We start from the raw sequence: 25740 nt of genomic DNA on the forward strand, positions 1-25740 counted from the left end.
CTCCCGCCTCATGACCCTTGCGGCTCAGATACCGCTCGACCTCGGACACCGCGCCGCCATGGGCTGCGAGGATTTCCTCGTGGCGCCCAGCAACGCCGAGGCGGTGGCGTGGCTCGACCGCTGGCCGTCCTGGCCGGCGCCGGCCCTGACGCTGTATGGGCCGGACGGTTGTGGCAAGACCCATCTGGGCCATGTCTGGCGGGCGCGCAGCCACGCCCCCATCGCCATGGGCGAGACCCTGGACCAGATCGACCCGCACGCCCTGCTGGCCCGCGCCAACGCCGTGGTGGTGGAGGACGCGGACCGGGTGACCGGCGCGCCGGCGCGGGAGGAGGCGCTGTTCCACCTCTACAACCTCGCCCGCGACTCGGGCGGGCATCTGCTCCTGCTGTCGCGCCGCCCGCCGTCACGCTGGCGGATGAAGCTGGCCGACTTGCGCTCCCGCATCAAGGCGGCCCCCGCGGTTGGGGTGGATGCGCCGGACGACGCCCTGCTCGCCGCCGTGCTGGTCAAGCTGTTCGCCGACCGCCAGTTGCGGCCGGGCATGGACCTCATCACCTATCTGCTGACCCGGATGGAGCGGTCGCTGGAGGCGGCGGGGCGGGTGGTCGCGGCGCTTGACCGCGCCTCGCTGGCCGCGCACCGTCCCCTGACCGTGCCGCTGGCCCGCGAGGTGCTGGCCGGTCTGGAGGCCGGGAAGGGAGGGGACGAGGATGGATCTGGAAATCGCCGGACGCCGCGCCATCGTGTGCGCAGCCAGCAAGGGACTGGGTAAGGCCTGCGCCATGGCGCTGGCGCGCGAAGGGGTGCAGGTCACCATCACCGCGCGCGGCCGCGACCTGCTGGAGGCGGCCGCGGAGGAGATCCGCAAGGAGACCGGCGCCACCGTGATCACCGCCGCCGGCGACATCGCGACGGAGGAGGGGCGCGCCGCCGCTCTGGCCGCCTGTCCGGAGCCCGACATCCTCGTCAACAACGCGGGCGGCCCGCCGCCGGGCGACTTCCGTGATTGGGAGCGCGACGACTGGATCCGCGCCGTCGAGGCCAACATGCTGGCCCCGATCTTCCTCATCAAGGCGACGGTGGACGGCATGATCGGCCGCCGCTTCGGGCGGATCGTCAACGTCACCTCGGCGGCGGTGAAGGCGCCGATCCCGATCCTCGGCCTGTCCAACGGGGCGCGGGCGGGGCTGACCGGTTTCGTCGCCGGGCTGTCGCGCCAGACCGTGCGGCACAACGTAACGATCAACAACCTGCTGCCCGGCCCCTTCGAGACCGACCGCCTGCGCGCCACCATGGAAGGCGGGGCCAAGGCCAACAACCGCAGCCTGGACGAGGAGATGGACGTCCGCCGCGCCGGCAACCCGTCCGGCCGCTTCGGCGATCCGGCGGAGTTTGGTGCGGCCTGCGCCTTCCTCTGCTCCGCCCACGCCGGTTTCATGACCGGGCAGAACGTGCTGCTGGACGGCGGCGCCTATGCGGGGACGCTGTAGGCCGCTTGTGGCGGTGTCGGTTTAGCAACGCTTGCCCTCACCAGAACACCGGCCCGTCGCGGAAAGCCTTCCACAGCCCCGGCAGCGCCTTGCGGCGCTTGTCGGCCTGCTTGGCGAGCCAGCGGGTGGTCGCATCGGCGGCGGACCGCTGCTCCGGCCGATCGGCCGACAGGTGGCGCAGAAGATCGCCGGCCACCGCGGCGTCGTGCTCGGCGTCCAGAGCGCTCAGCAGGGCGTCGAGCGCGGCGATGAAGGGCACTGTTGCGGTTTCGGCGTAGAGGCCGCGGAAGAACTCCGCCGTGTGGCGCAGCTTGCGCAGGCGGCGGCGCAGCCGGTCGCGCGCCGCGGCGTCGGCACCCTCCAGGTCGCGCCCCGCCTTCGACGCCCCCGCCTTCAATACCTTGGCGTGCTGGGCGGCCATCCAGGGGCCGGACAACTCGGCCATCGGGCGGTCGAGCTGGGTGCGGACCTCCGGTGCGGCACCGGATTGCCACGCCCCGTCCTCCAGCCAGGCGCCGAGCGCCAGGATCAGCCCGGTGCAGCGCGGCGACTGGATGGCCTCCACCGCCGCCAGCGCGGGCGCTCGACGGGCTTCCCGCACCGCGGCGGTCAGCGCAGCGATTCCGTCGGCCGGGGACTTCTCCGTTGCCGCGAAGGGCGCGATCCCGTGGGAAAGCAGCACGTCCCAATCACGGGCGGGGCCGAGCTGGCGGGAAAACCAGCGGATGTCGTTCCCTGCGCGGCAGCCGTCCGGCACACCGGCCAGGGGACGGAACAGACGGATGGCGGTGCGCAGGCGGCGCAGCGCGACGCGCATCTGATGCAGCCCCTCCACGTCGCCTCCGGCCAGGGCGCAGGCCTCGTTGGAGAGCAGCAGGCGCAGACCGTGCCGCACGATGTGGCGATAGGCCTCGGCCACCGTGGTGACCGGGGTGAGGCCCAGCGGTTCCGGCAGGGCGGGGGCGGGCAGGCGTCCGGTGACGAGGCGATCGCCGATCTCCGCCTTGCTCTCCGTCCCGATGCGAACCGGAACGCGGCGCTGGAGCGCCAGCGCGAGGTCGAACAGGCGGCCGATGCGGCCCGATTTCAGCTCAAGCTCGACCTCGCTGATGCGGGCGCAGGCGTTGCCGGCGGTGATCTGGCCCTCGTCCACCGCCACCTCGATGGAGGTCAGGGCGTCCGGACGGATGAGCAGGGTGGTGCGCCGGAACTCCGTCGTGAATTGCGGAACCAGCGCCGCCCGCGCGTCCTCCGGCACCAGGGCAGCCACGCCCTCGGCTTCGAGGGGCGTCATGTCGGGGGCGGCCGTGGGGATGGTCCAATCCCACTTCTTGCGGATGGCCACGGCGGCCGAATCGCCGGGGGTGGCGGCGTTGAGGGTCTTCAGCGTCTGCACGAAGCGGTCGCCGTCCTGCCGCACCCGCAGGGCCACGCCCCCCAGGAACAAGCGCCGGTCCGGCGTGTCGTAATAGACGGTCCGCAGGTTGCGGACGGCCGGAGCACCTTCCGCCGCGCCCTTCAGGGCGGACAGGTCTGCAACGCGGGAAAGATCACGCGGGTCGAGGTGGAGCTTCATCTCCACCTCGCGCATAGCGGACACCGCGGCGGTTGCACCCGGAGGCGCGTTGTTCTGGGGCGCGGAAGACACGGGGGGCGACTCCTGCTCGGTTCCGGGCCTGCTCGGTTCGGGGTTGAAATACCCCATTTGGCAATAGGGCGTTAAGAGAGTTTCCGCGGCAGGATGAAATCGGTCAGCCGTCCCGCCCCGCTGTCCAGGTCGGCCCAGCGGGAGGCTTCGAACAGAAGAACCGCGCAGGCGCCGGTCGGAAACTTCTCCGCCAGCGCCGCGCGGTGCCGTTCCTCGCCGCTGCCGGTCAGCGCGCGGGCGAGGTCGTGGAGGTCCGGGTTGTGGGCGACCAGCATCAGCGACGACACAGAGTCGGGTGCGTCGCGCAGCCGTTCCAGAAGGACCCGCGCTCCGCACAGGTAGAGGCCGCGCTCGCGCTCCACAGGGATGTCCGGCGCGTCCATCACCTCCAGCAGCCGGTCGGCGGTGTCCGCCGCGCGCCGGGCGGTGGAGCACAGCACCAGCCCGATGCGCGCTCCGCGGTCCTTCAATTCGTGGCCGACCAGCCGGGCCGCCTTCCTGCCCCGCGGCGCCAGCGGGCGGTCGTGGTCGTCCAGGGAAGGGTCGTCCCACGCGGACTTGCCGTGGCGCATGAGATACAGGGTCTTCATCGAGGCTATCCCTTCCTGTCCGGATCGCGGCCCGGCGGGATGCGCGGGGGGTGCGACTGTTTTCGCAGCGGTATTATCGTGACGGCAGTATTATGCTGTCTGACCCAAAACCGTAACGTAGTTGGGGTAGGTTGCTTGGCCCACCGACCGCGGCGGGCGGTCCGGCCCGACCGGACTGTAGCGGCACCACCCATCACGCAAAAGCCCGAGGCTGCTGTGACCGAACTTCAGGACTTGGAAGCGACCTGCATTGAAGCGGACGCGCCGGAGCGCTTCATCAACCGCGAACTGTCGTGGCTGGCCTTCAACCAGCGCGTCCTGGATGAGGCGTCCAACCCGAACCACCCGCTGCTTGAGCGGTTGAGGTTCCTGTCGATCTCGTCCAGCAACCTCGACGAATTCTACATGGTCCGCGTCGCCGGCCTGAAGGGGCAGGTGGCCGCGGGGGTGAAGACCCCCAGCGCCGAGAACCTGACCCCGGCCCAGCAGCTCACCGCGGTGAACCAGCGCATCGTCGAGCTGATGAACGCGCAGCAGACCATGTGGCGCAGCCTGAAGCAGGACCTGCGCGAGGCCGGCATCATGGTGGTCGGCGCCGAGGACCTGACCGAGGGGGAGAAGGACTGGCTGGAGGCCAAGTTCCTCGACGACATCTTCCCCATCCTGACACCCATCGCCGTGGACCCGGCGCACCCGTTCCCCTTCCTGCCCAACCTGGGCTTCTCGCTGGCGCTGCAACTGCACGAGCCGGTGAAGGGGCGGCACCTCGACGCGCTGGTCCCGCTGCCGGCGCAACTCGACCGCTTCATCCGCCTGCCGGGCTCGGAGATCCGCTTCATCCAGCTGGAAAAGCTGGTGATGCTGTTCATCGACCGGCTGTTCCCGCCGTTCCAGGTGAAGGCCCACGGCGTCTTCCGCGTCCTGCGCGACAGCGAGATGGAAATCGAGGAGGAGGCGGAGGATCTGGTCCGCACCTTCGAAAGCGCGCTGAAGCGCCGCCGCCGCGGCAGCGTCATCCGGCTGGCGACGGACGCCGGCATGGCCGCCGACCTGCGCGAGTTCCTGCGCCACGAGCTGCGCGTGTCGAACGACGACGTGTTCGTGCTGGACGGGCTGATCGGTCTGTCGGACACCCGCCAGCTCATCGTCGACGAGCGGCCCGATCTGGTCTTCCGTCCCTTCAACGCCCGCTTCCCGGAGCGCATCCGCGACTTCGGCGGCGACTGTTTCGCGGCCATCCGCGACAAGGACATCGTCGTTCACCATCCGTATGAGAGCTTCGACGTGGTGGTGCAGTTCATCCGGCAGGCGGCGCGCGACCCGCAGGTGGTCGCCATCAAGCAGACGCTCTACCGCACCAGCAAGGACAGCCCGATCGTCGCCGCGCTGATCGAGGCGGCAGAGGCCGGCAAGTCGGTGACCGCCCTGGTCGAGCTGAAGGCCCGATTCGACGAGGAGGCCAACATTCGCTGGGCGCGCGATCTGGAGCGCGCCGGCGCCCAGGTGGTCTACGGCTTCGTCGATCTGAAGACGCACGCCAAGGTGTCGCTGGTGGTGCGGCGCGAGAACAAGGCGCTGCGCAGCTACGTCCATTTCGGGACCGGCAACTACCACCCGATCACGGCGAAGGTCTACACCGACCTGTCCTTCTTCACCTGCGATCCGGCGCTCTGCCACGACGCGGCGGTGATGTTCAACTACATGACCGGCTACGCCACGCCGAAGCTGCTGGAGAAGATCGCCATCGCCCCGATCACGCTGCGCCAGAAGCTGGGCCAGCTGATCGACGCCGAGGTCGCCAACGCCGCCGCCGGCAAGCCCGCCCACATTTGGGTGAAGCTGAACTCGCTGGTCGATTCGGAGATCATCGACCAGCTCTACAAGGCGTCGCAGAAGGGCGTGCAGATCGACATGGTGATCCGCGGCATCTGCTGCCTGCGTCCCGGTGTCAAAGGCCTGTCGGAAAACATCCGGGTGCGCAGCATCGTCGGGCGCTTCCTGGAGCATGGGCGCGTCATCTGCTTCGCCAACGGCCATGCGCTGCCCAGCCCGCAGGCCAAGCTTTTCATCTCCTCCGCCGACTGGATGACGCGCAACCTGGACCGTCGCATCGAGACGCTGGTGCCCATCGAGAACCCGACGGTGCACGAGCAGGTGCTGGACCAGATCATGGTCGCCAACCTGAAGGACGAGGCGAACACCTGGAAACTCGGCCCCGATGGCGTTTATCATCGGGTGGAGGCTGGTCCGGACGCGTTCAGCGCCCATAACTATTTCATGACGAACCCCAGCCTGTCGGGGCGCGGCAGCGCGCTCAGCAGCAAAAAGACGCCGCCGCGGTTGAAGCTGCGTACGGTCATTTGATTGAGGACATCGGTTGCCTATGACGCCGGCGCAGGAACACACGGTCGCTACCAAGGCCGTCGAGAGGGTGGTCGACAAGGGCGAGCGGATCGCCGTGATCGACATCGGGTCCAACTCGATCCGGCTCGTCGTCTATGACGCTCTGAAGCGGTCGCCCCTGCCGGTCTTCAACGAAAAGGTCCTGTGCGGGCTCGGCCGCGGCGTGGAGAAGACCGGCTGCCTGAACCCGGACGGCGTGGCCCAGGGCCTGGAGGCCCTGGAACGCTTCGCCCTTCTGGTCGCCGGCATGCGCGTCGGCCGGCTGGACGTCATCGCCACCGCGGCGGTGCGCGACGCCACGGACGGGGCGGCTTTCATCCAGCGGGTGAAGGACCGCACCGGCCTCGACGTCAGCGTCATCAGCGGCGAGGAGGAGGCGCGGCTGTCCGCCATGGGCGTGCTGTCCGGCACTCCCGCCGCGGACGGGCTGGTCGGCGACCTCGGCGGCGGCAGCCTGGAGTTGGTGCGGCTGGAGCGCGGCGTGATCGGCGAGCATCTGACGATGCCGCTGGGGCCGCTGCGCCTGATGGAGCTGAACCCGGCCAAGCCGAACGGGCTGGTCCGCGCCATCGACCAGCATCTGGAGAAGCTGGACTGGCTGGCCCAGATGCGCGGGAAGCCCTTCTTCCCGGTGGGCGGCGGCTGGCGGGCCCTGGCGAAGCTGCATATGGAGCATGTGAAGCACCCGCTGCACATCATCCACCACTACACGGTGCCCTTCGCCGAGGCGCGGGACTTCGCCGGGCTGATCGCCAAGCAGAGCCGCTCCTCGCTGGAGAAGATGTCCGGCTCCCGCCGCCGGATCGACACGCTGCCCTACGCGGCGCTGGTGTTCGAGCGGCTGCTGCGGATGGTCCAGCCCTCCAGCGTGGTGTTCTCGGCTTACGGGTTGCGGGAAGGGCATCTGTACGCGCTGCTCGATCCGGAGGGACAGCGGCAGGACCCGCTGATCGCCGCGGTGGAGGATTGGGCGCAGCGCTTCGTCCGCATCGGCGACCCGGCCCTTCTGGTGTCCTGGACCGGCAATCTTTTTGCCGGGGAGGACGACGCGGCCCTGCGGCTGCGGCAGGCCTCCTGCCTGCTGAGCGACGTCGGCTGGGCCGAGCATCCCGACTACCGGGCGGAGCACGCCTGCCTGCGCATCCTGCGCTACCCCTTCCCCGGCATCGACCATGACGAGCGGGCCTTTCTGGCGCTGGCCGTCTACGCCCGCTACGCCGGGTCCATCGACGGGCCGGGCACGCCCAACGCGGTCACCGCGGGGCCACGGTCGCTGCTGAGCGATGCCCAGGCACGCAAGGCGCTGGTGCTGGGGCTGGCGCTGCGGTTGGCCCACACGCTGACCGGCGGGGCCACGGCGCTGCTGCAGCGCACGGCGCTGAAGGTGTCGGGGGAGCGGCTGGTGCTGACCCTGCCGGACGATTTCAGCGTGCCGGCCGGCGAGACGGTGCAGCGGCGCCTGGACGCGCTGGCGAAGGCGCTGAACCGCAAGGGTGAAATCGTGCCGCCGGCCCGGCCGCAAGCGGCGGAGTAGGAGCGGGGGGCGGCGGAGGAACCGCCGCCCTCACGCCACCTTGGCGTGGGCGATGGCTTCGCGGACGCTCACGCCCTTGCGCAGGATGTTGTCCACGGCGCGGCCCTGCACCATCGTGATGCCGACCTTGTGGGCGTAGACAAGGCTCGACACGCTGTCGCAGCGCGCCAGGATGAACTTGCAGCGGTCCTGCTCCTGGATGCGCTCCATGAAGTATTTCTCGAAGGTCGGGTCCATCTCCAGCATGTCGTTGGACCAGAAGATTTTGGCGTAGTCGGCGTTCAGATACTCCAGGTCGAAGTTCGTCACCCAGAAGGGGTTCAGCCCGTCCACGGCGATCTGGTAGCGGCGGTCCTGGGCGAACTCCACGACCTCGTTGAACAGCGACAGATTCTCGATCAGGTCGCCCTTGGAGATTTCCAGCACCACCTGCCCGCGGAAATCGAGGGGAAGCCGCTCGTCGAACTTCACGAAGCCGGTGGAGATGACGGTGGACAGGTTGATGTTGATGCCGATGCGCCGGCCCCGCATGAAGCTGAGCCCGTGGTTCAGCGCGCGCAGCACCGACTGGTCGAGGTTGGCCGTGAAATAGTTGAACAGCCACTTGTTGGCCGTGATGTCGTAATCCGGGCAGAGCCGCTCCTGAAGCAGCTTGATCGAGATGTAGAGTTCGAAATAGGCCATGTCCTCTTCGGCGTTGCGACCGATGTTGGCAATGGCCTGGTTGAACAGGAAAGGCGACAGGTCGAACATCTGCATGGAGCGTTCGAGCTTGGCCATCTCCTCCAGCGTGATCGGCGGCTTCGTCTCGTTGGAATGATCGCCGGTCTCGTTGGCCTGCAATTCCTCGATGAAGCGGATGACGTTGATGAAGTTCAACGCCAGTTCCATGATCGAGTAGAGCGAGAATTCCTTGTACGGGTTCGCCCCGGTCAGCGTCGTCTTCGCCAGGAAGATCTGCTCCACCTTCTGGCAGACGTCGGTGACGCCGGTCAGCTTCAGCCCCTTGTAGAGGATGATGACGTCGCCGTTGGAGATGTTGAAGGATTGCAGATAGGAGGCCTTGCTCGCCAGTTCCTGGATGATCGTGCGGACGATCATCTGGCTTGACGGGTCCTTGTCCCGCAGCAGCGACAGGTGCATGTGGATCAGTCGCATACCCTGCAGTTCGGATTTCGCAGAGCGGAGCAGATTCAGCAGCTTGTCGTTGTCAAATTCGGGCTTCTGGTCCTTCGCGGCGGCGACGGCAGCCTGCTTCTCCGTCGTGGAGAGGCGGACGCGGTCGCGTCCCATGGGTGGTTTGCCGCCGAACCTGCTCATACGCGAAATCCCCCGGGTGTGCGCATAGGGCGTGTGCGCACCTTATAGGCGAGAATTCCATCCGCGAACCAAACCGCACCGATACACGGCATGGATACGGAGCCCGTGACTTATTAGCTCTGACCTTTTTTAACAATGCCTTAAAGCGCTGTTAATTGCGATGAATTGTTTCATAAATTTGGCTAAACGTCTCTGAGCCGCCTGAACCTGTAACGTCCCGGACCGACTCTTGGGCCATTCTGGAACGATTCTGGATGGGGCCGTTTACGACCCCTCTCCATTGCCGGCCGGAACGATGCGGACACGACGGTCGAGCACCGCCAATCCGATGCGTCCATGTTTCAGCGCCAACGCGTCTTCGCCGAACAATTCGCGGCGCCAGCCCTGCATCGCAGGGACATCGGCCCCATCGTCCGCGGCGATCGCCTCCAGGTCGGCGGCGGAAGCGATCAACTTTGACGCCACATTGTTCTCATCGCACTTCATCTTCAGAAGCACGCGCAGCAACTCAACCACTGGCTGCAGTCCCGGCGGCGGTTCCTCGCGCGGCTCGACGCGTGGCAGTTCGGAGTCCGGCAGGTCCAGACCCTTCTGAACGCAGGCCAGCACGTCGGCGCCCTGCCGTCCCTCGGCGAAGCCGCGGCCCATGCCGCGGGTGCGGGCGAGGTCGTCCACGCTGGTCGGGGCATGGGCGGCGATCTCCAGCAGCGCCTCGTCCCGCAGCACGCGGGAGCGGGGCAGGTCGCGGCGCTGCGCCTCGCGCTCCCGCCACGCCGCCAATTCCTTGAGGACGGCCATAAAGCGCGGCTTGTTGGTCCGCACCTTCAACCGCAGCCAGGAACTGTCCGGGTCCGCCTGATAGGTGGCCGGATCGGTCAGGACGGCCATCTCCTCTTCCAGCCAATGGGCGCGGCCGGAGCGGACGAGGCGGCGCTTCAGCTTCTCGTAGGCCGGGCGCAGGTGGATCACGTCGGATAGGGCGTAGGTCAACTGCCGCTCGGTCAGCGGGCGGTGCGACCAGTCGGTGAAGCGGCTGGACTTGTCGATGCGCGCCCCGGCCAGCTTGGTGACCAGCGTCTCGTACCCCACGCTCTCGCCGAAGCCGCAGACCATGGCCGCGACCTGGGTGTCGAACAGCGGGTGGGGGATCTGGCCGGACAGGTGCCAGAAGATCTCCACGTCCTGCCGGGCGGCGTGGAACACCTTGAGGATCGCCGGGTCCACCATCACGCGGAACAGCGGCGCAAGGTCGATGCCTTCGGCCAGCGGGTCGATGGCGACCGCGCCGTTCGGTCCGCCGACCTGCACGAGGCAGAGCTGCGGCCAATAGGTCTTCTCGCGCAGGAATTCGGTGTCGACGGTGATGTAGTCCACCCCGGCCAGCGAGCGGCAGAAGGCGTCAAGGTCTTCAGTGGTCGTGATCAGTGTCATGCGGGCTTCATACACGAGCGCGCGTCCGCGCGAAAGCTCGCCCTTCGGCAACTCTCCCGGCGTGCAGCGAACGCGGATGGCGGCTTGACATTCCCGCTCTGTCGGTGTGGTGTGTCGGGCCGCCTTTCCGCGCAGGATTCCGACCTTTTCCAAGGTGTTTCGACCCATGCACCCCTACCGCACGCACACCTGCGGCCAGCTTCGCGAAGAGAACGCCGGTCAGATTGTCCGCCTGTCGGGCTGGATAAACCGCAAGCGCGACCATGGACAGCTCCTGTTCATCGACCTGCGCGACCATTACGGCCTGACGCAGTGCGTGGTCGACACCTCCAACCCGGCCTTCCAGGCGGCGGAGCGGCTGAAGCTGGAATCGGTCATCACCGTGACCGGCAAGGTGGTCAAGCGCACGGCGGAGACCATCAACGACCGCCTGCCGACCGGCCGCATCGAGGTGCAGATCGCCGAGCTGACGGTGCAGGGCGAGGCGGAGCAGATCCCGCTGCAGGTCAACCAGGACACCGACGCCGGCGAGGACGTGCGCCTGCGCTACCGCTTCCTCGACCTGCGCCGCGAGCGCATCCACGAGAACATCCTGATGCGTTCGCGCGTCATCGCGTCGGCCCGCCGCCGCATGATCGAGCAGGGCTTCACCGAGTTCCAGACGCCGATCCTGACCGCCTCCTCGCCGGAGGGGGCCCGCGACTATCTGGTGCCGAGCCGCAACCATCCGGGCAAGTTCTACGCGCTGCCCCAGGCGCCGCAGCAGTTCAAGCAGCTGCTGATGGTCGCCGGCTTCGACCGCTACTTCCAGATCGCCCCCTGCTTCCGCGACGAGGACGCCCGCGCCGACCGCTCGCCGGGCGAGTTCTACCAGCTCGACTTCGAGATGTCCTTCGTCACCCAGGACGACGTCTTCGAGGCCATCGAGCCGGTGCTGCACGGCATCTTCGACGAGTTCGGCGGCTTCCGCCGCGAGACGCCGCCAGCCATCGACAAGCCGCCCTTCCGCCGCATCTCCTTCGCGGAGTCGATGCTGAAGTACGGCAACGACAAGCCGGACCTGCGCAACCCGCTGGAGATCACCGACGTCACCGCCGTCTTCAAGCGCGACGACGTGGAGTTCCGCGCCTTCAAGCAGACGCTGGAAAAGGGCGGCGTGGTCCGCGCCATCCGCGCCCCGAAGGTGTCCGACAAGCCGCGCAGCTTCTTCGACAAGCTGAACGACTGGGCGCGCGGTCTCGGTGCTCCGGGCCTCGGCTACATCATCTTCGAGGCGGCGGGCGGCAAGGGTCCGATCGCCAAGTTCGTGCCGGAGGCCGCCCAGGCGGAGCTGCGCACGGCGGCGGGCGTGGAGGACGGCGACGCGGTCTTCTTCGTCTGCGACCAGCCCGGTCCGGCGGCCAAGCTGGCCGGCTTCGCCCGCACGAAGATCGGCGAGGAGCTGGACCTGATCGAGAAGAACGCCTTCCGCTTCTGCTGGATCGTCGACTTCCCGATGTACGAGCTGGACGAGGAGACCAACAAGGTCGTCTTCAGCCACAACCCCTTCTCCATGCCCCAGGGCGGCCTGGAGGCGCTGAACACGATGAACCCGCTGGACATCAAGGCGTACCAGTACGACATCGTCTGCAACGGCGTGGAACTGTCGTCGGGCGCCATCCGGAACCATCTGCCGGAGCTGATGTACAAGGCGTTCGAGATCGCCGGCTACCCGCCGGAGGAGCTGGAAGCCCGCTTCGGCGGCATGCTCAGCGCCTTCAAGCTGGGCGCCCCGCCGCACGGCGGTTCGGCCCCGGGCATCGACCGCATCGTGATGCTGCTGGCCGACGAGCCAAACATCCGCGAGGTCATCGCCTTCCCGCTGAACCAACGCGCCGAAGACCTGCTGATGCAGGCCCCGGCCCCGGTGGATCAGGCGCGCCTGCGCGAACTGCATCTGAAGCTGGACCTTCCGAAGCCGAAGGTCGCTGCCGAGGCGCCGAAGGCCGCCACCTGACGGTCCGGGATCGTCCTTCCCCCTTCCCGCCGCGGCGGGGAGGGGGAGGAGCAGCCAACAGAAAAGCCCCCCGTCCGTGAGGCCGGGGGGGCTTTCTTGTTCAGGGGACCGGGAGGGCGTCAGGCCGCGACGGTGCCGGAGCCGATCATGCGGTAATAGTTGGAGTCGACCAGGACGAGGCAGCTCAGCGTCTTCGCGTCGCCTTCGTCCTCCGTGCTGACCACGCGGGCATGCGGGATGCCGAACAGCGTCACGGTCTCCCGCACGCGCCAGGACCGCCCGTTGGTCGCGCCAACGGTCTGGAACACCTGTCCCACCAAAACCTGCTTCTTGGCCATAGGAAAACCCTCATCCTGCTGTCGGTGCGCGACACGAATCCGCGGCGGTGTGACCGCGCACCATGCACAGTTTAGGCCAGTTTCCTCAAAAGATGGCAAAATGATTTGTAACGAAATGCGCCATGGGCTGTGACCTTTGCAATCGCGCCTTTGCGTTCGGCGGTCAGCAGCCCGATTTCGGCAGCGCCTCCACCTTCTCCAGGATGGCGTTCACGGTGAAGTCTCCGTAGTCGATCTGCATGGATTCGGCGACGCCGTTCTGCAGCAGCCGCAGGCTCATCTCATATTCCGGCTGGGCCGAATCGCTCTTCAACGGGAAGAAGGCCATGCGCACCGGCCACGCCTTCTTGCCCTTCAGCAGCGGGTCGGCGCCGTCCTCCTTGGTCTGGACCGCCGCGCCAATGACCGTCGACACTTCGGTCGCCCCTTCCGAATCGGCCCCGTCGAAAACGACCCGGTTGAAGAAGGTGTCGCCGGCGCCGGCGTGGTCGAGCACCGCCAGGGTGTGGGCCGTCGGGAACATGGTGTCGGGGGGCAGTTCCATGTCCTGGGGCTCCGGCTTCGAGAAGGCGGCGCTGCCGGTGCCGTCCTTGGCCAGCCGGGCGTCGCCGCGCACCTCCTCGTCCTCCTCCCCGTTGATCAGCTTGCGGACGTTGAAGCGGTAGCGCTGGCCGTCCTTGGCCTCCCACGTGGTGTAGTTGGTGGTCATCGCCATCTCGTCGCCCTCGGCATAGACGAAACGGAGCTGGAAACGTTGCTCCGTCGTCCAGCCGTCGCAGGCGTCGGCCCATTCGAACAGCATGCGGCCCCGCACGTCGCTGACCTTGGAACTGTTGCGGGCGGACAGCAGCGACATCTTGTAGACGGCGCGGTGAGGCTGGATGTTCGCCGCCGCCCCGGCCGCCGCCCCCACGGCCGCGCCGGCGGGGGCCGCCTGGGCCGGGCCGGTGGCGGGAAGGGCGGTCAGGGACACCAGGAACGCGCCGAAGGTCGCGCAAAGGGCGAGGCGGGCGGCGGAGCGGCGGTTCTGCAAAGCGACATCCACAGGTGATTGGCAGCGTCGGATGGATTATGGGTGTTTCGGCGGCGGAGCGGAAGGCCCGACCCCCCGAATAAACGGAAGGCTGAGGACAGAAACATGCGCAGCGACACCCCGGCATCACGGCCCGTACTCCTGGTGACCCGGCGCCTGCCCGACGCGGTGGAGGCCCGCGCCGCGCGCGATTTCAACGCCCGGCTGAACCCGCAGGACCGCGCGCTGTCCGGCGCGGACATCGCCGCCCAGGCGGGGGAAGCCGGCGCCCAGGGCATCCTGTGCACCGCCGGGGACCGGCTGGACGCCGCGGCCATCGCGGCCCTGCCCGAGGCTGTGCGGATCGTCGCCACCTTCTCGGTCGGCACCGACCACATCGACCTGAACGCGGCCAAGGCCCGCGGCCTGATCGTCACCAACACCCCGGACGTGCTGACCGACGCGACCGCCGACATCGCCCTGCTGCTGATGCTCGGCGCGGCGCGGCGCGCGTCGGAGGGGGAGCGGATGATCCGCGCCGGAGCCTGGAGCGGTTGGACGCCCACCCAGCTTCTCGGCACCCATCTGGGCGGAAAGCGGCTGGGCATCATCGGCATGGGTCGAATCGGGCAGGCGGTGGCGCAGCGGGCGCGGGCCTTCGGCATGACCATCCACTACTCCAATCGGCGGCGCCTGCCCGCGGAGCAGGAGGCCGGCGCCGTCTACCACGCCGATCCCGAGGCGATGCTGGCGGTCTGCGACGTGCTGTCGCTGCATTTTCCGGCGACTCCGGAAACCACCCATTGGCTGAACGCGGAGCGGATCGAGCGCCTGCCACCGGGGGGCGTCGTGGTCAACACCGCCCGCGGCTCCGTCGTCGACGACGAGGCTCTGATCGCCGCGCTGGCCTCCGGGCGGCTGGCCGCCGCAGGGCTGGACGTGTTCGAGAATGAGCCGAACCTGCACGCCGGTTACCGCGGGCTGGAGAATTGCTTCCTGCTGCCGCACATGGGCAGCGCCACGGTCGAAACCCGCAACGCCATGGGCTTCAAGGCGCTGGACAATCTGGACGCATTCTTCGCCGGGGCGGCGCCGCCCGACCGTGTGGTGTGACGTCGTCGCAAACGGGCCGGTCCGATCCTGGACAAGCCGATTGTTCGAAAGCCGTTCAAAAGAGAAAATAAATCAAAAATAGATAAAATTTTCCGTAATGGGCCGTTCTCCAGGCAAATTCTGCCTGGGGGCGACCGTGCCCGGCAGAAGTTGCCGGGACGAAAGACCTAGTCTTCTGGATTTCCTCATATGGCACGGCGATTGCTTCGAGTTCGGCGCAGCTAGTGCCGATCATGTGGAGAAAGCCCATGAGCGCCGTCGTGACCGCCCAGGATCTGAACCGGGATCTGGCCCGGGATCTGGAAGCCATTGCCGCCGACCACCACGACGGGCTGCCTTTCGACCGGGGGAACCACGACCGGTTGCTGCGGATGCCCCCTTTGCGCGGGAGCCGCATCGCCCATTCGGCGGCGGTCGTGACCGTCGAAGCACCGGCCTTGGAAAGCCAGCTTGCCGAGGCCCGCGCCACCATCGCCGAACAGCGCGACCGAATCGCCTACTTGGAAAGTCTGTCCATGACGGACGAACTGACCGGTCTGCTGAATCGCCGCGGCTTCTTCAGCCATTTCCGGCGTGAGATCGCCGCCGCGCGGCGGCAGAGGGCCAAAGGAAGCGGCAAGGGCGGAGGGGTTCTGGTCATCATCGATCTGGACGGCTTCAAGCGGATCAACGACACCCACGGCCATATGGCCGGCGACGCGTATTTGCGGCAGGTCGCCCGGCTGCTCGTCGGTGCGGTTCGCGAGGAGGACGTGGTGGCCCGCCTGGGCGGGGACGAGTTCGCTCTGCTGCTGACGAACACCGATGCAGCCTGCGGCACCGCCCGCGCCCGGCAGATCGCCGCGGTGGCCTGTCGGCGCGGCGTCCAGTGGAACAACGCCGACCTTCCGATCCGCTTCTCCTTCGGGGTGCAGCCCTATGGGGCCGACGACCGGGAGGAGGAGGTGATCCGTCTCGCCGACTCCCACATGTACAGCAACAAGGCGGGGCGCCGCCCGCGCTCGCCGGGACACAAGGCCGGACAGCCCGGCGCGCGTTCGGCAGCGAACCGTCGGGCCAGCGGCTGAGCTGGGGCGGGCCGCCGGAACCCGGATCGGTCAGCCTGTCGCACCCCCCAAGCCGCGCTTGACCGGACGCTGATCCCGCCGCAGCATCTGCACCTTTCCGTCGCAAAGGTGCCCGCTCTGAACACGTCTTCGGATCGCCCGAATCCCTCGTCACCCCAATCTCCGGCTGAGCAATCATCCACCTGCGCCGCCGCCGATGCGATACAGCCGCACGGCGCCCTGGTGGCGTTGCGCAGCGATGGCGCGACGATCCTTGCTTGCAGCGCCAACACGGCGGAATTCCTCGGCTTGGCTCCGGAGCGGCTGTTGGGTCGGAGCGTCGACGTGCTGGAACTGCCCGAGCTTGCGGCGTTGCTGACGGAACTGCACGCCTTGCCGCCGGACCTGCGGGCGTTGGGGTTGCATGCCGCCGTGACACCGCCGGGAGGAGAGCCGCTGCTGGCCTTCCTGCATGAGCATGGCGGGCGGGCAATCCTGGAGGTTGAGCGGCCGCCCGCCGGACTGGAGAGCCGCGCCGCCACGGCACCGCCGGCCGGCGTGCTGCCCGGGATCGCCGCCCTGCGCGACGCCGTGGGGCTGGAGGCCATCGCGGCTCATACCGCCCATACCGTCCGCCGTCTGACCGGGCTGGACCGGGTGATCGTCTGCCGTTTCGACGCCTTCGGCAACGGCGAGGTGGTGGCGAAGGACCAAGCGCCGGATTGGGACCACGCCGCCCCGGATCTTCACCCGGGCGCCGCCCTGCCGGCGACCGCCTTCGATGGCGCCCCGGACGGGAATCCGCGGGTGCGCGTGATCCCCGACCATGCGGCGCAGCCGGTTCCCCTGCTGCACGCCGACACCGCGGCCCCACCGCCCGATCTGGCCCACGCGCAGCTGCGCAGCCCACCGCCGGACCGGCTCGATTTCCTGCGACGGATGGGGGCGGGAGCCGCCCTGACCGTGCCGGTCGCCCACGGTGGCAAGCCTTGGGGGGTGATTTCCGGCCATCACCGGCGGCCCTATGTGGTGCCGTTCTCAACCCGGATGCTGGCCGCCATGGCCGCCGACGCGCTCAGCCTGATGCTGGACACCGCCGAACGCGCCGTGGAGCGGGAACGTCGCGTCGCTCAAGCCGCGCGGCAGGCGGAAGTGAACAGGGCCAAGTCGGACTTCCTCACCGGGATGAGCCATGAGCTTCGCACGCCGCTGAACGCCATCATCGGCTACGCGGATTTTCTGCTGCATCCGGGGACCGGTCCGTTGACCGACCGGCAGCGCGATTTCATCGGCAACATCCGCGCTTCGGGCGCGCATCTTCTGGAACTCATCAACGACGTGCTGGATCTGTCGAAGATCGAGGCTGGGCACGTCGAGTTGCACGACGAGGATGTCGATATCGCGGTTGTGGTGGGCGAGGTGTACGCCCTCCAGGAGTTGTCCCTGGCATCGTCGGGGCTTTCCTTCGACGCCTCGTTTCCCCGGCCGCTGCCTCGCCTGCGGGCGGACCGCCGGTCGCTGCGACAGATCCTGCTGAACCTGCTGTCCAACGCCGTGAAGTTCACCCCGGCGGGTGGTCGCGTCGCCATTGATGTGACGCGTACGGAGGAAGAGACCGGAACCGGGCTGCGCATCGCCGTGGTCGACACCGGAATCGGCATTCCGGAGGAGCACCGCCTCACCGTGCTTGAGCCCTTCCGGCAGGTGCCGGGCGAACGCATCCGCAGCGGCGCCGGGACCGGCCTGGGCCTGTCCATCGTGCGCTCCTTGGTGGAGGCCCATGGCGGTCGGCTGACCCTGTCCAGCGCGCCGGGGGAGGGCACGCGCATCGACCTGCATTTCCCGCCGGAGCGGCTGATCGCATGACGGAGTCTGTTGAATCCTCGGGACTTCGAGGGAAACAGCGGGCTGCGGGAGGCATCGCTAACGACAATTTAACCGTCGCGGCGGGACAGTGAACGGGCTATACCGGTCTCTCCGGGTGTGGTCGCTGCAAGCAGGAGCGCGGGTGGCACGATGCTCGCGGAACCGAACAGCCCCAAGAAGGCGCCGATGGACGACCGAACCGTGAAGCGTGTCCTGATCGTCGAGGACAACGAGCTGAACATGAAGCTCTTCCACGATCTGCTGGAAGCGCACGGCTACGCGACGCTTCAGACCAGCAGCGGGATGGATGCCCTGGCCATGGCGCGGGAGCACCGTCCGGATCTGATCCTCATGGACATCCAGTTGCCGGAGGTGTCAGGGTTGGAGGTCACGCGCTGGATCAAGGATGATCCGGCGCTCAAGTCCATTCCGATCATCGCGGTGACCGCCTTTGCGATGAAGGGGGACGAGGAGAAGATCCGCGAGGGCGGCTGCGAGGACTACATCGCCAAGCCGATCTCGGTGACGAAGTTCCTGGAAGCCGTTCAGAAGTTCCTTCGCTAACCTGTTACGGGATCGGTCGCACGTTCCATGTCCGCTCGCGTCCTCGTCGTCGACGATGTCCTTCCGAACGTGAAGCTGCTCGCGGCGAAGCTGACGCGCGAGTATTTCAACGTCATCACCGCCAGCAATGGTCCTGAGGCGCTGGAGATGGTCCGGCGGGAATCGCCGGACATCGTTCTGCTCGACGTCATGATGCCCGGCATGGATGGGTTCGAGGTGTGCGAGAAGATCCGCTCCGATCCCGCGACCATGCACATCCCGGTGGTGATGGTCACCGCCCTGTCGGATGGCGCCGACCGGGTGCGCGGGCTGGAGGCCGGCGCCGACGATTTCCTGACCAAGCCGGTCAATGACGTTGCGCTGTTCGCGCGGGTGCGGTCGCTTGTCCGTCTGAAGATGATGATGGACGAATGGCGGCTGCGCGAGACGACCTCCGGCCAATTGGGGGTTCTGGAGCCAACCGGTACGCTGAACAGCGAATCCTTCGAGGGTGCCCGCGTCCTGGTGCTGGAGGATTCGCTTCTTGATCTGGACAGGGTCACTGAGACGCTGAAGCGCGACCACGCCCATGTGATGGCCGCCGACACCTGCGCCACGGCGCTGGAGCGCGCGCTGGGCGACGATTTGGACCTTGTGGTCATCAGTCTGACCCTGTTGAACGAGGATGGCCTGCGCCTGTGCTCCCAGCTCCGCTCGCACGAGCGGACCCGGCAGGTGCCAATCCTGCTGATGGTGGAGGACGGCGACCTGAACCGCGCCGCCAAGGGGCTGGAACTCGGCGCCAACGACTACATCAGCAAGCCCATCGACCGGAACGAGCTGCTGGCCCGCGCCCGCACCCAGATCCGGCGCAAGCGCTACCAGGAGCGGTTGCGCGCGAACTACGAACACAGCCTGTCCATGGCGCTGACCGACAGCCTGACGGGCGTCTTCAACCGCCGTTACATCAACGCCCACCTGCCGCGGTTGCTGGAGAGGGCGATCGACAACCACAAGCCGGTGGCGATCCTGCTGTTCGACATCGACCATTTCAAGGTCGTCAACGACAGCTACGGCCACACCGTGGGCGACGAGGTGCTGAAGGAGGTGTCCAGCCGCGCCAGCCGCAACCTGCGCACCTTCGATCTGGTGGCGCGGTTGGGCGGTGAGGAGTTCGTGGTCATTCTGCCCGACACCGACGCGGAAGCGGCTCTGACGGTGGCCGAGCGGTTGCGCAGCCGCATCGCCGACACGCTGTTCAAAGTGTCCGCCGATGTGGGCGAGATCCCGGTCACGGTGTCCATCGGCGTGACGGTGGGCGGCCGGTTGGGCGACACCGCCGAAGGGCTGATCCGCCGTGCCGACGAGGCTCTGTACGAGGCCAAGCGCGCCGGGCGCAACTGCACCATCGCCGACCCTTCCGCCAACGCTCTGCTGGCTCCCTGACGGGGCGGCTGACGAAGCTGTCCCCTTGGAAAAGCCGGACAGCTTCCGGACAAACAAAAGGCCGCCAAAAGGCGGCCTTTCTGATTCCGGCAGTCCGGGAAACCTTACTTGATCTTGGCTTCCTTGAACTCGACGTGCTTGCGCGCCACCGGGTCGTACTTGCGGAACGACAGCTTCTCGGTGGTCTTCTTCGGGTTCTTCTTCTTCACGTAGAAGAAGCCGGTGTCGGCCGTGCTCACCAGCTTGATGAGGACGGTGTTCTGCTTCGCCATGATCTCAATCCCGACTAAAAATCCGAAACCCGCCAGCCCGGCGGGGCGGCGTCGTAGCGGGGGAAGATACCCGCTACAGCCGCGATGTCAAGCCTTTGTAAAGTGGTCGGAAGGGCCGATCGACGTCCTTGTTTTCGCCTGTATTCGGGGCGGAAAACGACTCAGCGCTCCGCCACCGTGTTGGTGGAGGACAGGGCGACCGCCCGCTGGTAGAGCGCCGGTTCGGCGAGAAGGCGCAGCGCCACCTTCAGGTCGAGTTCCGGCTCATGCTCCTTCCAGGGGCAGGCTTCGCGGAGGCGGGCCAGGGCGTCCTCGTCGTCGGCGGCGCGGGCGCGCCAGCCGGCGAACTGGGTCATCGGGCGCGCCCGGCCGTCGCGCAGGTCGGACAGCAGGGCGACGGGATCGTCCTGCCCGGTGCGGCTGGTGCAGACCGTCGGCTGCACGCCCTGGCGGTGCAGGGTGTAGCCGGCGGGCGTGTAGATGCGGCTCCAGGTCAGGAACAATTCGCCGTCGTTGGGCAGGCGGGTGACCGTTTGGACGCTGCCCTTCCCGTAGGAGGAGGCGCCCACCACCACCGCGCGGCCCGAGTCCTGAAGTGCCGCCGCCACCACCTCGGCGGAGGAGGCGGAGCGCCCGTCCACCAGAACGACCAGCGGCATCCCGTCGGCGATGTCGTCGGGACCGGCCTCGAAGCGCTGGCGGCTGTCGGGGTGGCGGCCTTCGGTGGTGATGATCTTGCCCTGGGCGATGAACAGGTCGGCCACGGCGACCGCCTGGTCGAGCAGGCCGCCGGGGTTGCCGCGCAGGTCGAGCACGAAACCCCTCAGGCCCTTGCCCATGCTCTGCCGCGTGGACAGGACGGCGTCGCGCAGGTTGGACGCGGTGGCGGCGTTGAAGCGGTCCACCTTCAGCACGCCGACCTGCTCGGACACGCTGGCATTCACCGTGTTGGGGACCACGCGCTCCCGCCGGATGGGGGCGCGGCGCGGCGGGTTGCTGTCGCGTGCCACGGTCAGCAGGACCATGGTCCCGGTCGGACCGCGCAGTCGGTCGCGCATATCCGTCTCGGTCAGGCGCGCGGTCAGGTCGCCGTCGATCGCCAGAAGCTGGTCACCGCCGCGGATGCCGGCGCGGTCGGCCGGGCTGCGCGGCAGCACGTTGCGGATCAGGGTGCGCCCGTTCGCCGTCTCCAGCGACAGGCCTATGCCGCCGTATCCCTCGCGCTGGGCACGCTCGCTGGTGGCGCGCTGGGTGCCGGTGTAGCGGGAATAGCCGTCCAGATCCGTCATCACGGAATCGAGGACCACCTGATAGACCCGCTCCGGCACCGCCTGATAGAGGGTGGGGGAATAGAGGCGGGCGCGTTCCACCGCCTTGGTGGTCAGGGCGGCCCAGCCGGCGGCGTCGGACAGGGACGGTGCGGCGTACTCTGCGATCAGGCTGCCAGACACGTACAGGCGTACGGAGTTGCCCTGGCGCTCGGCGCGGGCGGTCGGATCGATGGTCGCGAGACCCTTCAGCCCGTCCAGACCAAGGCGGCCGAAATCGACCTGTTGGAGATACACTTCGGCGATCTTGCCGTACGCGACGGCGAAGACCTGCTCGCTGATGAAGGCGGCTTCGGTCGCGGCTTCGGCCGGACGGGGCAGCGTCCCGCCGAGGCTTCCGAGGCCGACAGCGAGCATGGCGGCCGCGAGCGGGACCGAAAGACGCCCGCGCGGCGAAAATCCTCGTTTCCGTATGCCCATGGCGCGCCGTACGCGGCCTCCTTTCCCACAGGCGGACCCGGATGGTTGCCCACCGGATTCGAACGGATAAGGAATAGCACTTCAGAAATGAGGGCTGGCGGGACAAAAGACGGGGGCAAGACTCTTTGTCGTGGAATGTCCACCACTGTGACTCAGCGGCCACGCTTCCGTTGCTTCTGGGTTGCGCGGCCCGCGAAACGGGCACTCCGCGCGGGGTGAGCAGGGTGGCCGGATTGCAACGGATGATCTGTGCCCCCAGCAAAGCCCCCGGTGGGATCCCCCTCCGCGCGGGGCAGGGCGAACAGGGTGCTGCCGGTCAGCGGATCGGCCTCCATCAACACCACCTTCACCGCGGCGCCCAGCCGGTAGGTGCGGCCGGTGCGCTGGCCGACCAGGGCGTGGGCGCGCTCGTCATGCTCGTACTGGTCGTCGGGGAGGGTACTGGCGGGGATCAGCCCGTCGGCACCGTTCTCGTCGAGCCGGATGAACAGGCCGAAGCGGGTGACCCCGGAAATCCGCCCGGTGAACAGGGCGCCCACGCGGTCGGCCAGGAAGGCGGCGGTGAAGCGATCGATGGCGTCGCGCTCGGCCGTGGCGGCGCGGCGTTCGGTCGTCGAGATGTGCTCGCCGATGTCGGTCAGACCGGCCATGGCCGCGTCGTCCAGCCCGCCCGGTCCCAGCCCGTGCGCGCGGATCAGCGCCCGGTGCACGATCAGGTCGGCGTAGCGGCGAATCGGTGAGGTGAAATGGGCGTAGCGGTCGAGCGACAGGCCGAAATGGCCGATGTTCTCGGGGCTGTACTCCGCCTGCGACTGGCTGCGCAGGATGACCTCGCTGACCAGTTGCGAGTCCGCCGTGCCGGCGGCGCGGTCGAGGATTGCGGTGAAATGCGCCGGGGTCAGCCGCGCCACCCGCGGCAGCGTGTAACCGATGCCGGTCAGGAACTCGCGCAGCGTCTCCTGCTTGTCGAGCGATGGCTGGTCGTGCACGCGGAACAGGCCGGGCATGCCCGCCCGCTCCAGGCTGTCCGCCGCCGCGACGTTGGCGCAGATCATGAACTCCTCGATCAGCCGGTGGCTGTCGAGGCGTTCACGCGGCGCGATCTCCGCCACCCGCCCGCGCGCGTCCAGCCGGACGCGCCGTTCCGGCAGGTCCAGTTCCAGCGTGCCGCGGCGCTGCCGGGCCGTCCACAGGCAAGCGTAGGCGCCGTAGAGCGGGGCGATGACCGCCTCCATGAGCGGCTCCGTCGCCTCGTCCGGAGCGCCGTCGCGAGCCGCCTGCACCTGCTCGTAGGTCAGGCGTGCGGCGGAGCGCATCAGGCCGCGCACGAAGCGGTGCCGCAGGAGAGCGCCGTGGCGGTCGATCCACAGATGCGCCGCGAGGCAGGCGCGGTCCTCTTGCGGGCGCAGCGAGCAGAGGTCGTTGGACAGCGCTTCGGGTAGCATCGGCACGACGCGGTCGGGGAAGTAGACGGAGTTGCCGCGCTCGAAGGCCGCCCGGTCCAGCGCCGAATTTGGGCGCACGTAAAAGGCCACGTCGGCGATGGCGACCAGCAGGTGCCAGCCGCCCTGGTTCATCGGGTCGGGGTCCGGTTCAGCCCACACCGCGTCGTCGAAATCGCGGGCGTCGGCACCGTCGATGGTCACCAGCGGGAGGGCGCGCAGGTCGGTCCGTCCCGTCAGGGAGGGCACGGCGGCGAGCGACGCCTCGCGGAGGGCGGCGGGCGGGAAGTCGGTGGGCAGCCCGTGGGTGTGGACGGCGATCAGGCTGACGGCGCGCGGTTCCGCCGTGTGACCCAGCCGCTCCGCGACGCGGGCCTGCGGCAAGCCCAGCCGGGCAGCGGGCAGCAGGTCGGCCAGCACCAGCTCGCCCGGCTCGGCGTCGTTGCGGTTGGCCGGCAGGACCAGCAGTTCGGTCTTGTTGCGCTTGTCCGTGGGGATGACGCGTCCGCCGTCCGCCGACGGGTGATAGACGCCGAGAACGCGTCCAACGGTGCCGTCCAGCCGTCGGATGGTGCGCGCCTCGTACAGCCGGTCGTTGATGCGGCTCAGCTTCGCCAGCACCCGGTCTCCCGCTCCCAGTGTGGGGTGGCCCTTCTTGTCCGGCATCATGAAGATGCGTGGCGGGTTGCCCTCGCCCGTCCAGGTGATCGGGCGGGCGGTGACCTCGCCGTCCGGATCGACACCGGTCATCTCCAGCACGGCGACTTCCGGCAGCGACCGCGGCGGGGCGACGCGCTTGTTGCGCCCGCGCTCCACGGCACCGTCGGCCTCCAACTCCTTGAGAAGCTCCTTCAGTCTTTCGCGGTCGTCGCTGCCCGACAGCTTGAAGGCGCGCGCAACCTCGCGCTTACCGACCGGCGTCGAGCTGGAGCGGATGAAGGAGAGGATCCTGTCCTTATCGGGAAAGCTGCCGGAGCGGCGGGGCGTGTCGTTCAAGGGAATTCGTGCCGTGGAGGGTGGACCGCTTAAGTAAGCCCTGGACGCGGCGAATCCAACCGCGACGCCAACGCGCTGTTGCAAGAACGCTTCAAAAGCGTTCGTTGGCTGTTTTCAAAATGGAAAGGTGCTGCCGAGAGCGATGCCAACCGTCTTCAGGCTCGATGCAACGACGGAAAGGGCAAAAATTGGTTGGGGGACTAGGATTCGAACCTAGGCTGGCGGAGTCAGAGTCCGCTGTCCTACCGCTAGACGATCCCCCAGACCGTCACCGGGAGCGGCGCTGCGCCGCGTCCCGTCGTGGGCCGCCCTTTTAGCAAAGCGGACAGAGCTTGTATAGCTCTTTTTTCGCGGCTGGCACCTTGGTGTGGGCGCGCGGACACAAATCAATGCCATTCGTGGGCTTTCGCTGGGACGTGAAACCGGGTTAAGATGACTCCCTTAAGCATGGCGGGGAGGAGACGTGGACCTTCAGGTGCACAGTGAGCGGCAGAACGACACCGGACGGTTGCGTTCGTCGGCCCCTGCGCGCCCGGTCTTCGCAGCCCTCGATCTCGGCACCAACAATTGCCGCCTGCTGATCGCACGCCCGATTCCCGGCGGCTTCCGCGTCATCGACGCCTTTTCGCGGATCGTTCGGCTGGGCGAGGGGCTGACCCGGAACGACCGGCTGTCCGACCCGGCGATGGAGCGCACCCTCGCCGCCCTGAAGATCTGCGGGTCGAAGATCGAGCGGCGCGGCGTCACCGCCGCCCGTGCGGTGGCGACCGAAGCCTGCCGCCGCGCCCGCAACTGCAACGAGTTCATCGATGCGGTGGAGCGCGAAACCGGCATCGCCATCGAAATCATCTCCAGTCAGGAAGAAGGGCGCCTCGCGCTCGCCGGCTGCGCGTCGCTGCTCGACCCGAACGTGCCCTATGCCGTGGTGTTCGACATCGGCGGCGGCTCGACCGAATTGATGTGGCTGGCGGTGGAGCGCGGGCGGCCCCCGCGCATCCTCGACCAGACGTCCATTCAGTGCGGCGTCATCGGCCTGACCGAGCAGTTCGGTGGCGCGGACGCCGACCACGGCATGTACCGGCGCATGGTGGAGGCGGTGGCCTCGGCCATCGCCTCCTTCGAGGCGCGCAACGGCATCCGGGAGCGGGTGCTGGCCGGGCAGGTGCAGATGCTCGGCACCTCCGGCACGGTGACGACGCTGGCCGGCGTGCATCTCGGCCTCTGCCGCTACGATCGGCGGGCGGTGGACGGCAGCTTTCTGCGCATCGACCACGCCCGCGCGGTCATCGAACGTCTCGTCGCGCTGGACTTCGACGGGCGGGCACGGCATCCCTGCATCGGACAGGACCGTGCGGATCTGGTGATCGCCGGATGCGCGGTGCTGGACGCGCTGTGCGACTGTTGGCCGGTGGAGCGCCTGCGCATCGCCGACCGCGGCCTGCGCGAGGGCATCCTCGTGGAGCTGATCGGGTCGGCGCGGCAAATCTATTAAGGAAATGTGAG

At 68.1% G+C, this 25740-nt stretch carries 20 protein-coding genes and 1 tRNA gene; 11 read left to right on the forward strand and 10 right to left on the reverse strand.

The features are described from left to right. Positions 1 to 10: 10 nt before the first annotated feature. Both DS837_RS13930 and DS837_RS13935 read left to right on the forward strand, forming a co-directional pair. Positions 11 to 775: an HdaA/DnaA family protein gene (locus DS837_RS13930; RefSeq protein ID WP_247889927.1), complete on the forward strand. Its 765-nt coding sequence runs from the start codon at positions 11 to 13 to the stop codon at positions 773 to 775. Then, entirely contained in the window at positions 714 to 1493 is a 780-nt protein-coding gene (locus DS837_RS13935) for an SDR family oxidoreductase (RefSeq protein WP_149165300.1), read from the forward strand. Before DS837_RS13930 ends, DS837_RS13935 begins: the two co-directional genes overlap by 62 nt. A 37-nt stretch (positions 1494 to 1530) precedes the next feature. Here DS837_RS13935 and DS837_RS13940 read toward each other — a convergent pair whose 3' ends face one another. Together DS837_RS13940 and DS837_RS13945 are read right to left on the reverse strand one after the other, a co-directional pair. Continuing rightward, on the reverse strand, positions 1531 to 3141 hold the full coding sequence (locus DS837_RS13940) for a CYTH and CHAD domain-containing protein (RefSeq protein WP_149165301.1): 1611 nt from the start codon (positions 3139 to 3141) through the stop codon (positions 1531 to 1533). Positions 3142 to 3212: 71 nt separating this feature from the next. After that, positions 3213 to 3731: a SixA phosphatase family protein gene (locus DS837_RS13945; RefSeq protein ID WP_149165302.1), complete on the reverse strand. Its 519-nt coding sequence runs from the start codon at positions 3729 to 3731 to the stop codon at positions 3213 to 3215. A gap of 216 nt (positions 3732 to 3947) precedes the next feature. On the opposite strand from DS837_RS13945, the gene DS837_RS13950 reads away from it, so the two are divergent. Further along, positions 3948 to 6095, forward strand: coding sequence for an RNA degradosome polyphosphate kinase (locus tag DS837_RS13950; protein WP_145623822.1), 2148 nt, complete (start codon positions 3948 to 3950; stop codon positions 6093 to 6095). 19 nt (positions 6096 to 6114) lie between these two features. Continuing rightward, positions 6115 to 7668 carry a Ppx/GppA family phosphatase gene (locus DS837_RS13955; RefSeq protein ID WP_149165303.1) on the forward strand — a complete coding sequence of 518 codons (1554 nt, stop codon included), beginning with the start codon at positions 6115 to 6117 and terminating at the stop codon, positions 7666 to 7668. Positions 7669 to 7698: 30 nt separating this feature from the next. Here DS837_RS13955 and DS837_RS13960 read toward each other — a convergent pair whose 3' ends face one another. Together DS837_RS13960 and rnd are read right to left on the reverse strand one after the other, a co-directional pair. Then, complete coding sequence (locus DS837_RS13960; RefSeq protein WP_040134396.1) at positions 7699 to 8988, reverse strand: hypothetical protein; 1290 nt, start codon at positions 8986 to 8988, stop codon at positions 7699 to 7701. 264 nt (positions 8989 to 9252) lie between these two features. Beyond that, on the reverse strand, positions 9253 to 10419 hold the full coding sequence (gene rnd / locus DS837_RS13965; RefSeq protein WP_149165304.1) for a ribonuclease D: 1167 nt from the start codon (positions 10417 to 10419) through the stop codon (positions 9253 to 9255). Positions 10420 to 10585: 166 nt separating this feature from the next. On the opposite strand from rnd, the gene aspS reads away from it, so the two are divergent. Next, complete coding sequence (gene aspS, locus DS837_RS13970; RefSeq protein WP_149165305.1) at positions 10586 to 12415, forward strand: aspartate--tRNA ligase; 1830 nt, start codon at positions 10586 to 10588, stop codon at positions 12413 to 12415. 119 nt (positions 12416 to 12534) lie between these two features. On the opposite strand, the gene DS837_RS13975 is transcribed toward aspS, so the two are convergent. Together DS837_RS13975 and DS837_RS13980 are read right to left on the reverse strand one after the other, a co-directional pair. Then, positions 12535 to 12753 carry a hypothetical protein gene (locus tag DS837_RS13975; RefSeq protein ID WP_014197454.1) on the reverse strand — a complete coding sequence of 73 codons (219 nt, stop codon included), beginning with the start codon at positions 12751 to 12753 and terminating at the stop codon, positions 12535 to 12537. Between the two features lie 163 nt (positions 12754 to 12916). Beyond that, the gene (locus DS837_RS13980; protein ID WP_247889928.1) at positions 12917 to 13786 is read right to left on the reverse strand and encodes a cell envelope integrity EipB family protein; all 870 of its coding nucleotides are present in this window, start codon (positions 13784 to 13786) and stop codon (positions 12917 to 12919) included. 105 nt (positions 13787 to 13891) lie between these two features. Here DS837_RS13980 and DS837_RS13985 point away from each other — a divergent pair, with 105 nt between their 5' ends. From DS837_RS13985 to DS837_RS14005, 5 genes are all read left to right on the forward strand, one after another. Next, a complete protein-coding gene (locus DS837_RS13985) occupies positions 13892 to 14878 on the forward strand; it encodes a 2-hydroxyacid dehydrogenase (RefSeq protein ID WP_149165307.1) in 987 nt (328 codons plus the stop codon). 248 nt (positions 14879 to 15126) lie between these two features. Continuing rightward, positions 15127 to 15945: a GGDEF domain-containing protein gene (locus DS837_RS13990; RefSeq protein ID WP_149165308.1), complete on the forward strand. Its 819-nt coding sequence runs from the start codon at positions 15127 to 15129 to the stop codon at positions 15943 to 15945. Between the two features lie 108 nt (positions 15946 to 16053). Next, positions 16054 to 17790, forward strand: coding sequence for an ATP-binding protein (locus DS837_RS13995; protein WP_282187568.1), 1737 nt, complete (start codon positions 16054 to 16056; stop codon positions 17788 to 17790). 186 nt (positions 17791 to 17976) lie between these two features. Then, on the forward strand, positions 17977 to 18354 hold the full coding sequence (locus DS837_RS14000; RefSeq protein WP_149165310.1) for a response regulator: 378 nt from the start codon (positions 17977 to 17979) through the stop codon (positions 18352 to 18354). 27 nt (positions 18355 to 18381) lie between these two features. Further along, positions 18382 to 19779 carry a PleD family two-component system response regulator gene (locus DS837_RS14005; RefSeq protein WP_149165311.1) on the forward strand — a complete coding sequence of 466 codons (1398 nt, stop codon included), beginning with the start codon at positions 18382 to 18384 and terminating at the stop codon, positions 19777 to 19779. 104 nt (positions 19780 to 19883) lie between these two features. On the opposite strand, the gene rpmG is transcribed toward DS837_RS14005, so the two are convergent. From rpmG to DS837_RS14025, 4 genes are all read right to left on the reverse strand, one after another. After that, positions 19884 to 20051: a 50S ribosomal protein L33 gene (gene rpmG / locus DS837_RS14010; protein WP_012974790.1), complete on the reverse strand. Its 168-nt coding sequence runs from the start codon at positions 20049 to 20051 to the stop codon at positions 19884 to 19886. Positions 20052 to 20212: 161 nt separating this feature from the next. Further along, positions 20213 to 21736 carry a S41 family peptidase gene (locus tag DS837_RS14015; protein ID WP_149165312.1) on the reverse strand — a complete coding sequence of 508 codons (1524 nt, stop codon included), beginning with the start codon at positions 21734 to 21736 and terminating at the stop codon, positions 20213 to 20215. A gap of 215 nt (positions 21737 to 21951) precedes the next feature. After that, entirely contained in the window at positions 21952 to 24237 is a 2286-nt protein-coding gene (gene rnr / locus DS837_RS14020; protein WP_149165313.1) for a ribonuclease R, read from the reverse strand. Positions 24238 to 24426: 189 nt separating this feature from the next. Continuing rightward, positions 24427 to 24500, reverse strand: a tRNA-Gln gene (locus tag DS837_RS14025). Between the two features lie 200 nt (positions 24501 to 24700). On the opposite strand from DS837_RS14025, the gene DS837_RS14030 reads away from it, so the two are divergent. Next, positions 24701 to 25729: a Ppx/GppA phosphatase family protein gene (locus DS837_RS14030; protein WP_149165314.1), complete on the forward strand. Its 1029-nt coding sequence runs from the start codon at positions 24701 to 24703 to the stop codon at positions 25727 to 25729. Positions 25730 to 25740 lie beyond the last annotated feature (11 nt).

It is taken from the genome of Azospirillum brasilense, from assembly GCF_008365405.1.
GTDB lineage: Bacteria > Pseudomonadota > Alphaproteobacteria > Azospirillales > Azospirillaceae > Azospirillum > Azospirillum brasilense_D.

Coding starts and splice junctions, on each gene's coding strand:
- DS837_RS13930 (WP_247889927.1), top strand. CDS start 11: ATGACCCTTGCGGCTCAGATACCGCTCGACCTCGGACACCGCGCCGCC.
- DS837_RS13935 (WP_149165300.1), top strand. CDS start 714: ATGGATCTGGAAATCGCCGGACGCCGCGCCATCGTGTGCGCAGCCAGC.
- DS837_RS13945 (WP_149165302.1), bottom strand. CDS start 3,731: ATGAAGACCCTGTATCTCATGCGCCACGGCAAGTCCGCGTGGGACGAC.
- DS837_RS13955 (WP_149165303.1), top strand. CDS start 6,115: ATGACGCCGGCGCAGGAACACACGGTCGCTACCAAGGCCGTCGAGAGG.
- DS837_RS13960 (WP_040134396.1), bottom strand. CDS start 8,988: ATGAGCAGGTTCGGCGGCAAACCACCCATGGGACGCGACCGCGTCCGC.
- rnd (WP_149165304.1), bottom strand. CDS start 10,419: ATGACACTGATCACGACCACTGAAGACCTTGACGCCTTCTGCCGCTCG.
- aspS (WP_149165305.1), top strand. CDS start 10,586: ATGCACCCCTACCGCACGCACACCTGCGGCCAGCTTCGCGAAGAGAAC.
- DS837_RS13975 (WP_014197454.1), bottom strand. CDS start 12,753: ATGGCCAAGAAGCAGGTTTTGGTGGGACAGGTGTTCCAGACCGTTGGC.
- DS837_RS13985 (WP_149165307.1), top strand. CDS start 13,892: ATGCGCAGCGACACCCCGGCATCACGGCCCGTACTCCTGGTGACCCGG.
- DS837_RS13990 (WP_149165308.1), top strand. CDS start 15,127: ATGAGCGCCGTCGTGACCGCCCAGGATCTGAACCGGGATCTGGCCCGG.
- DS837_RS14000 (WP_149165310.1), top strand. CDS start 17,977: ATGGACGACCGAACCGTGAAGCGTGTCCTGATCGTCGAGGACAACGAG.
- DS837_RS14005 (WP_149165311.1), top strand. CDS start 18,382: ATGTCCGCTCGCGTCCTCGTCGTCGACGATGTCCTTCCGAACGTGAAG.
- rpmG (WP_012974790.1), bottom strand. CDS start 20,051: ATGGCGAAGCAGAACACCGTCCTCATCAAGCTGGTGAGCACGGCCGAC.
- DS837_RS14015 (WP_149165312.1), bottom strand. CDS start 21,736: ATGCTCGCTGTCGGCCTCGGAAGCCTCGGCGGGACGCTGCCCCGTCCG.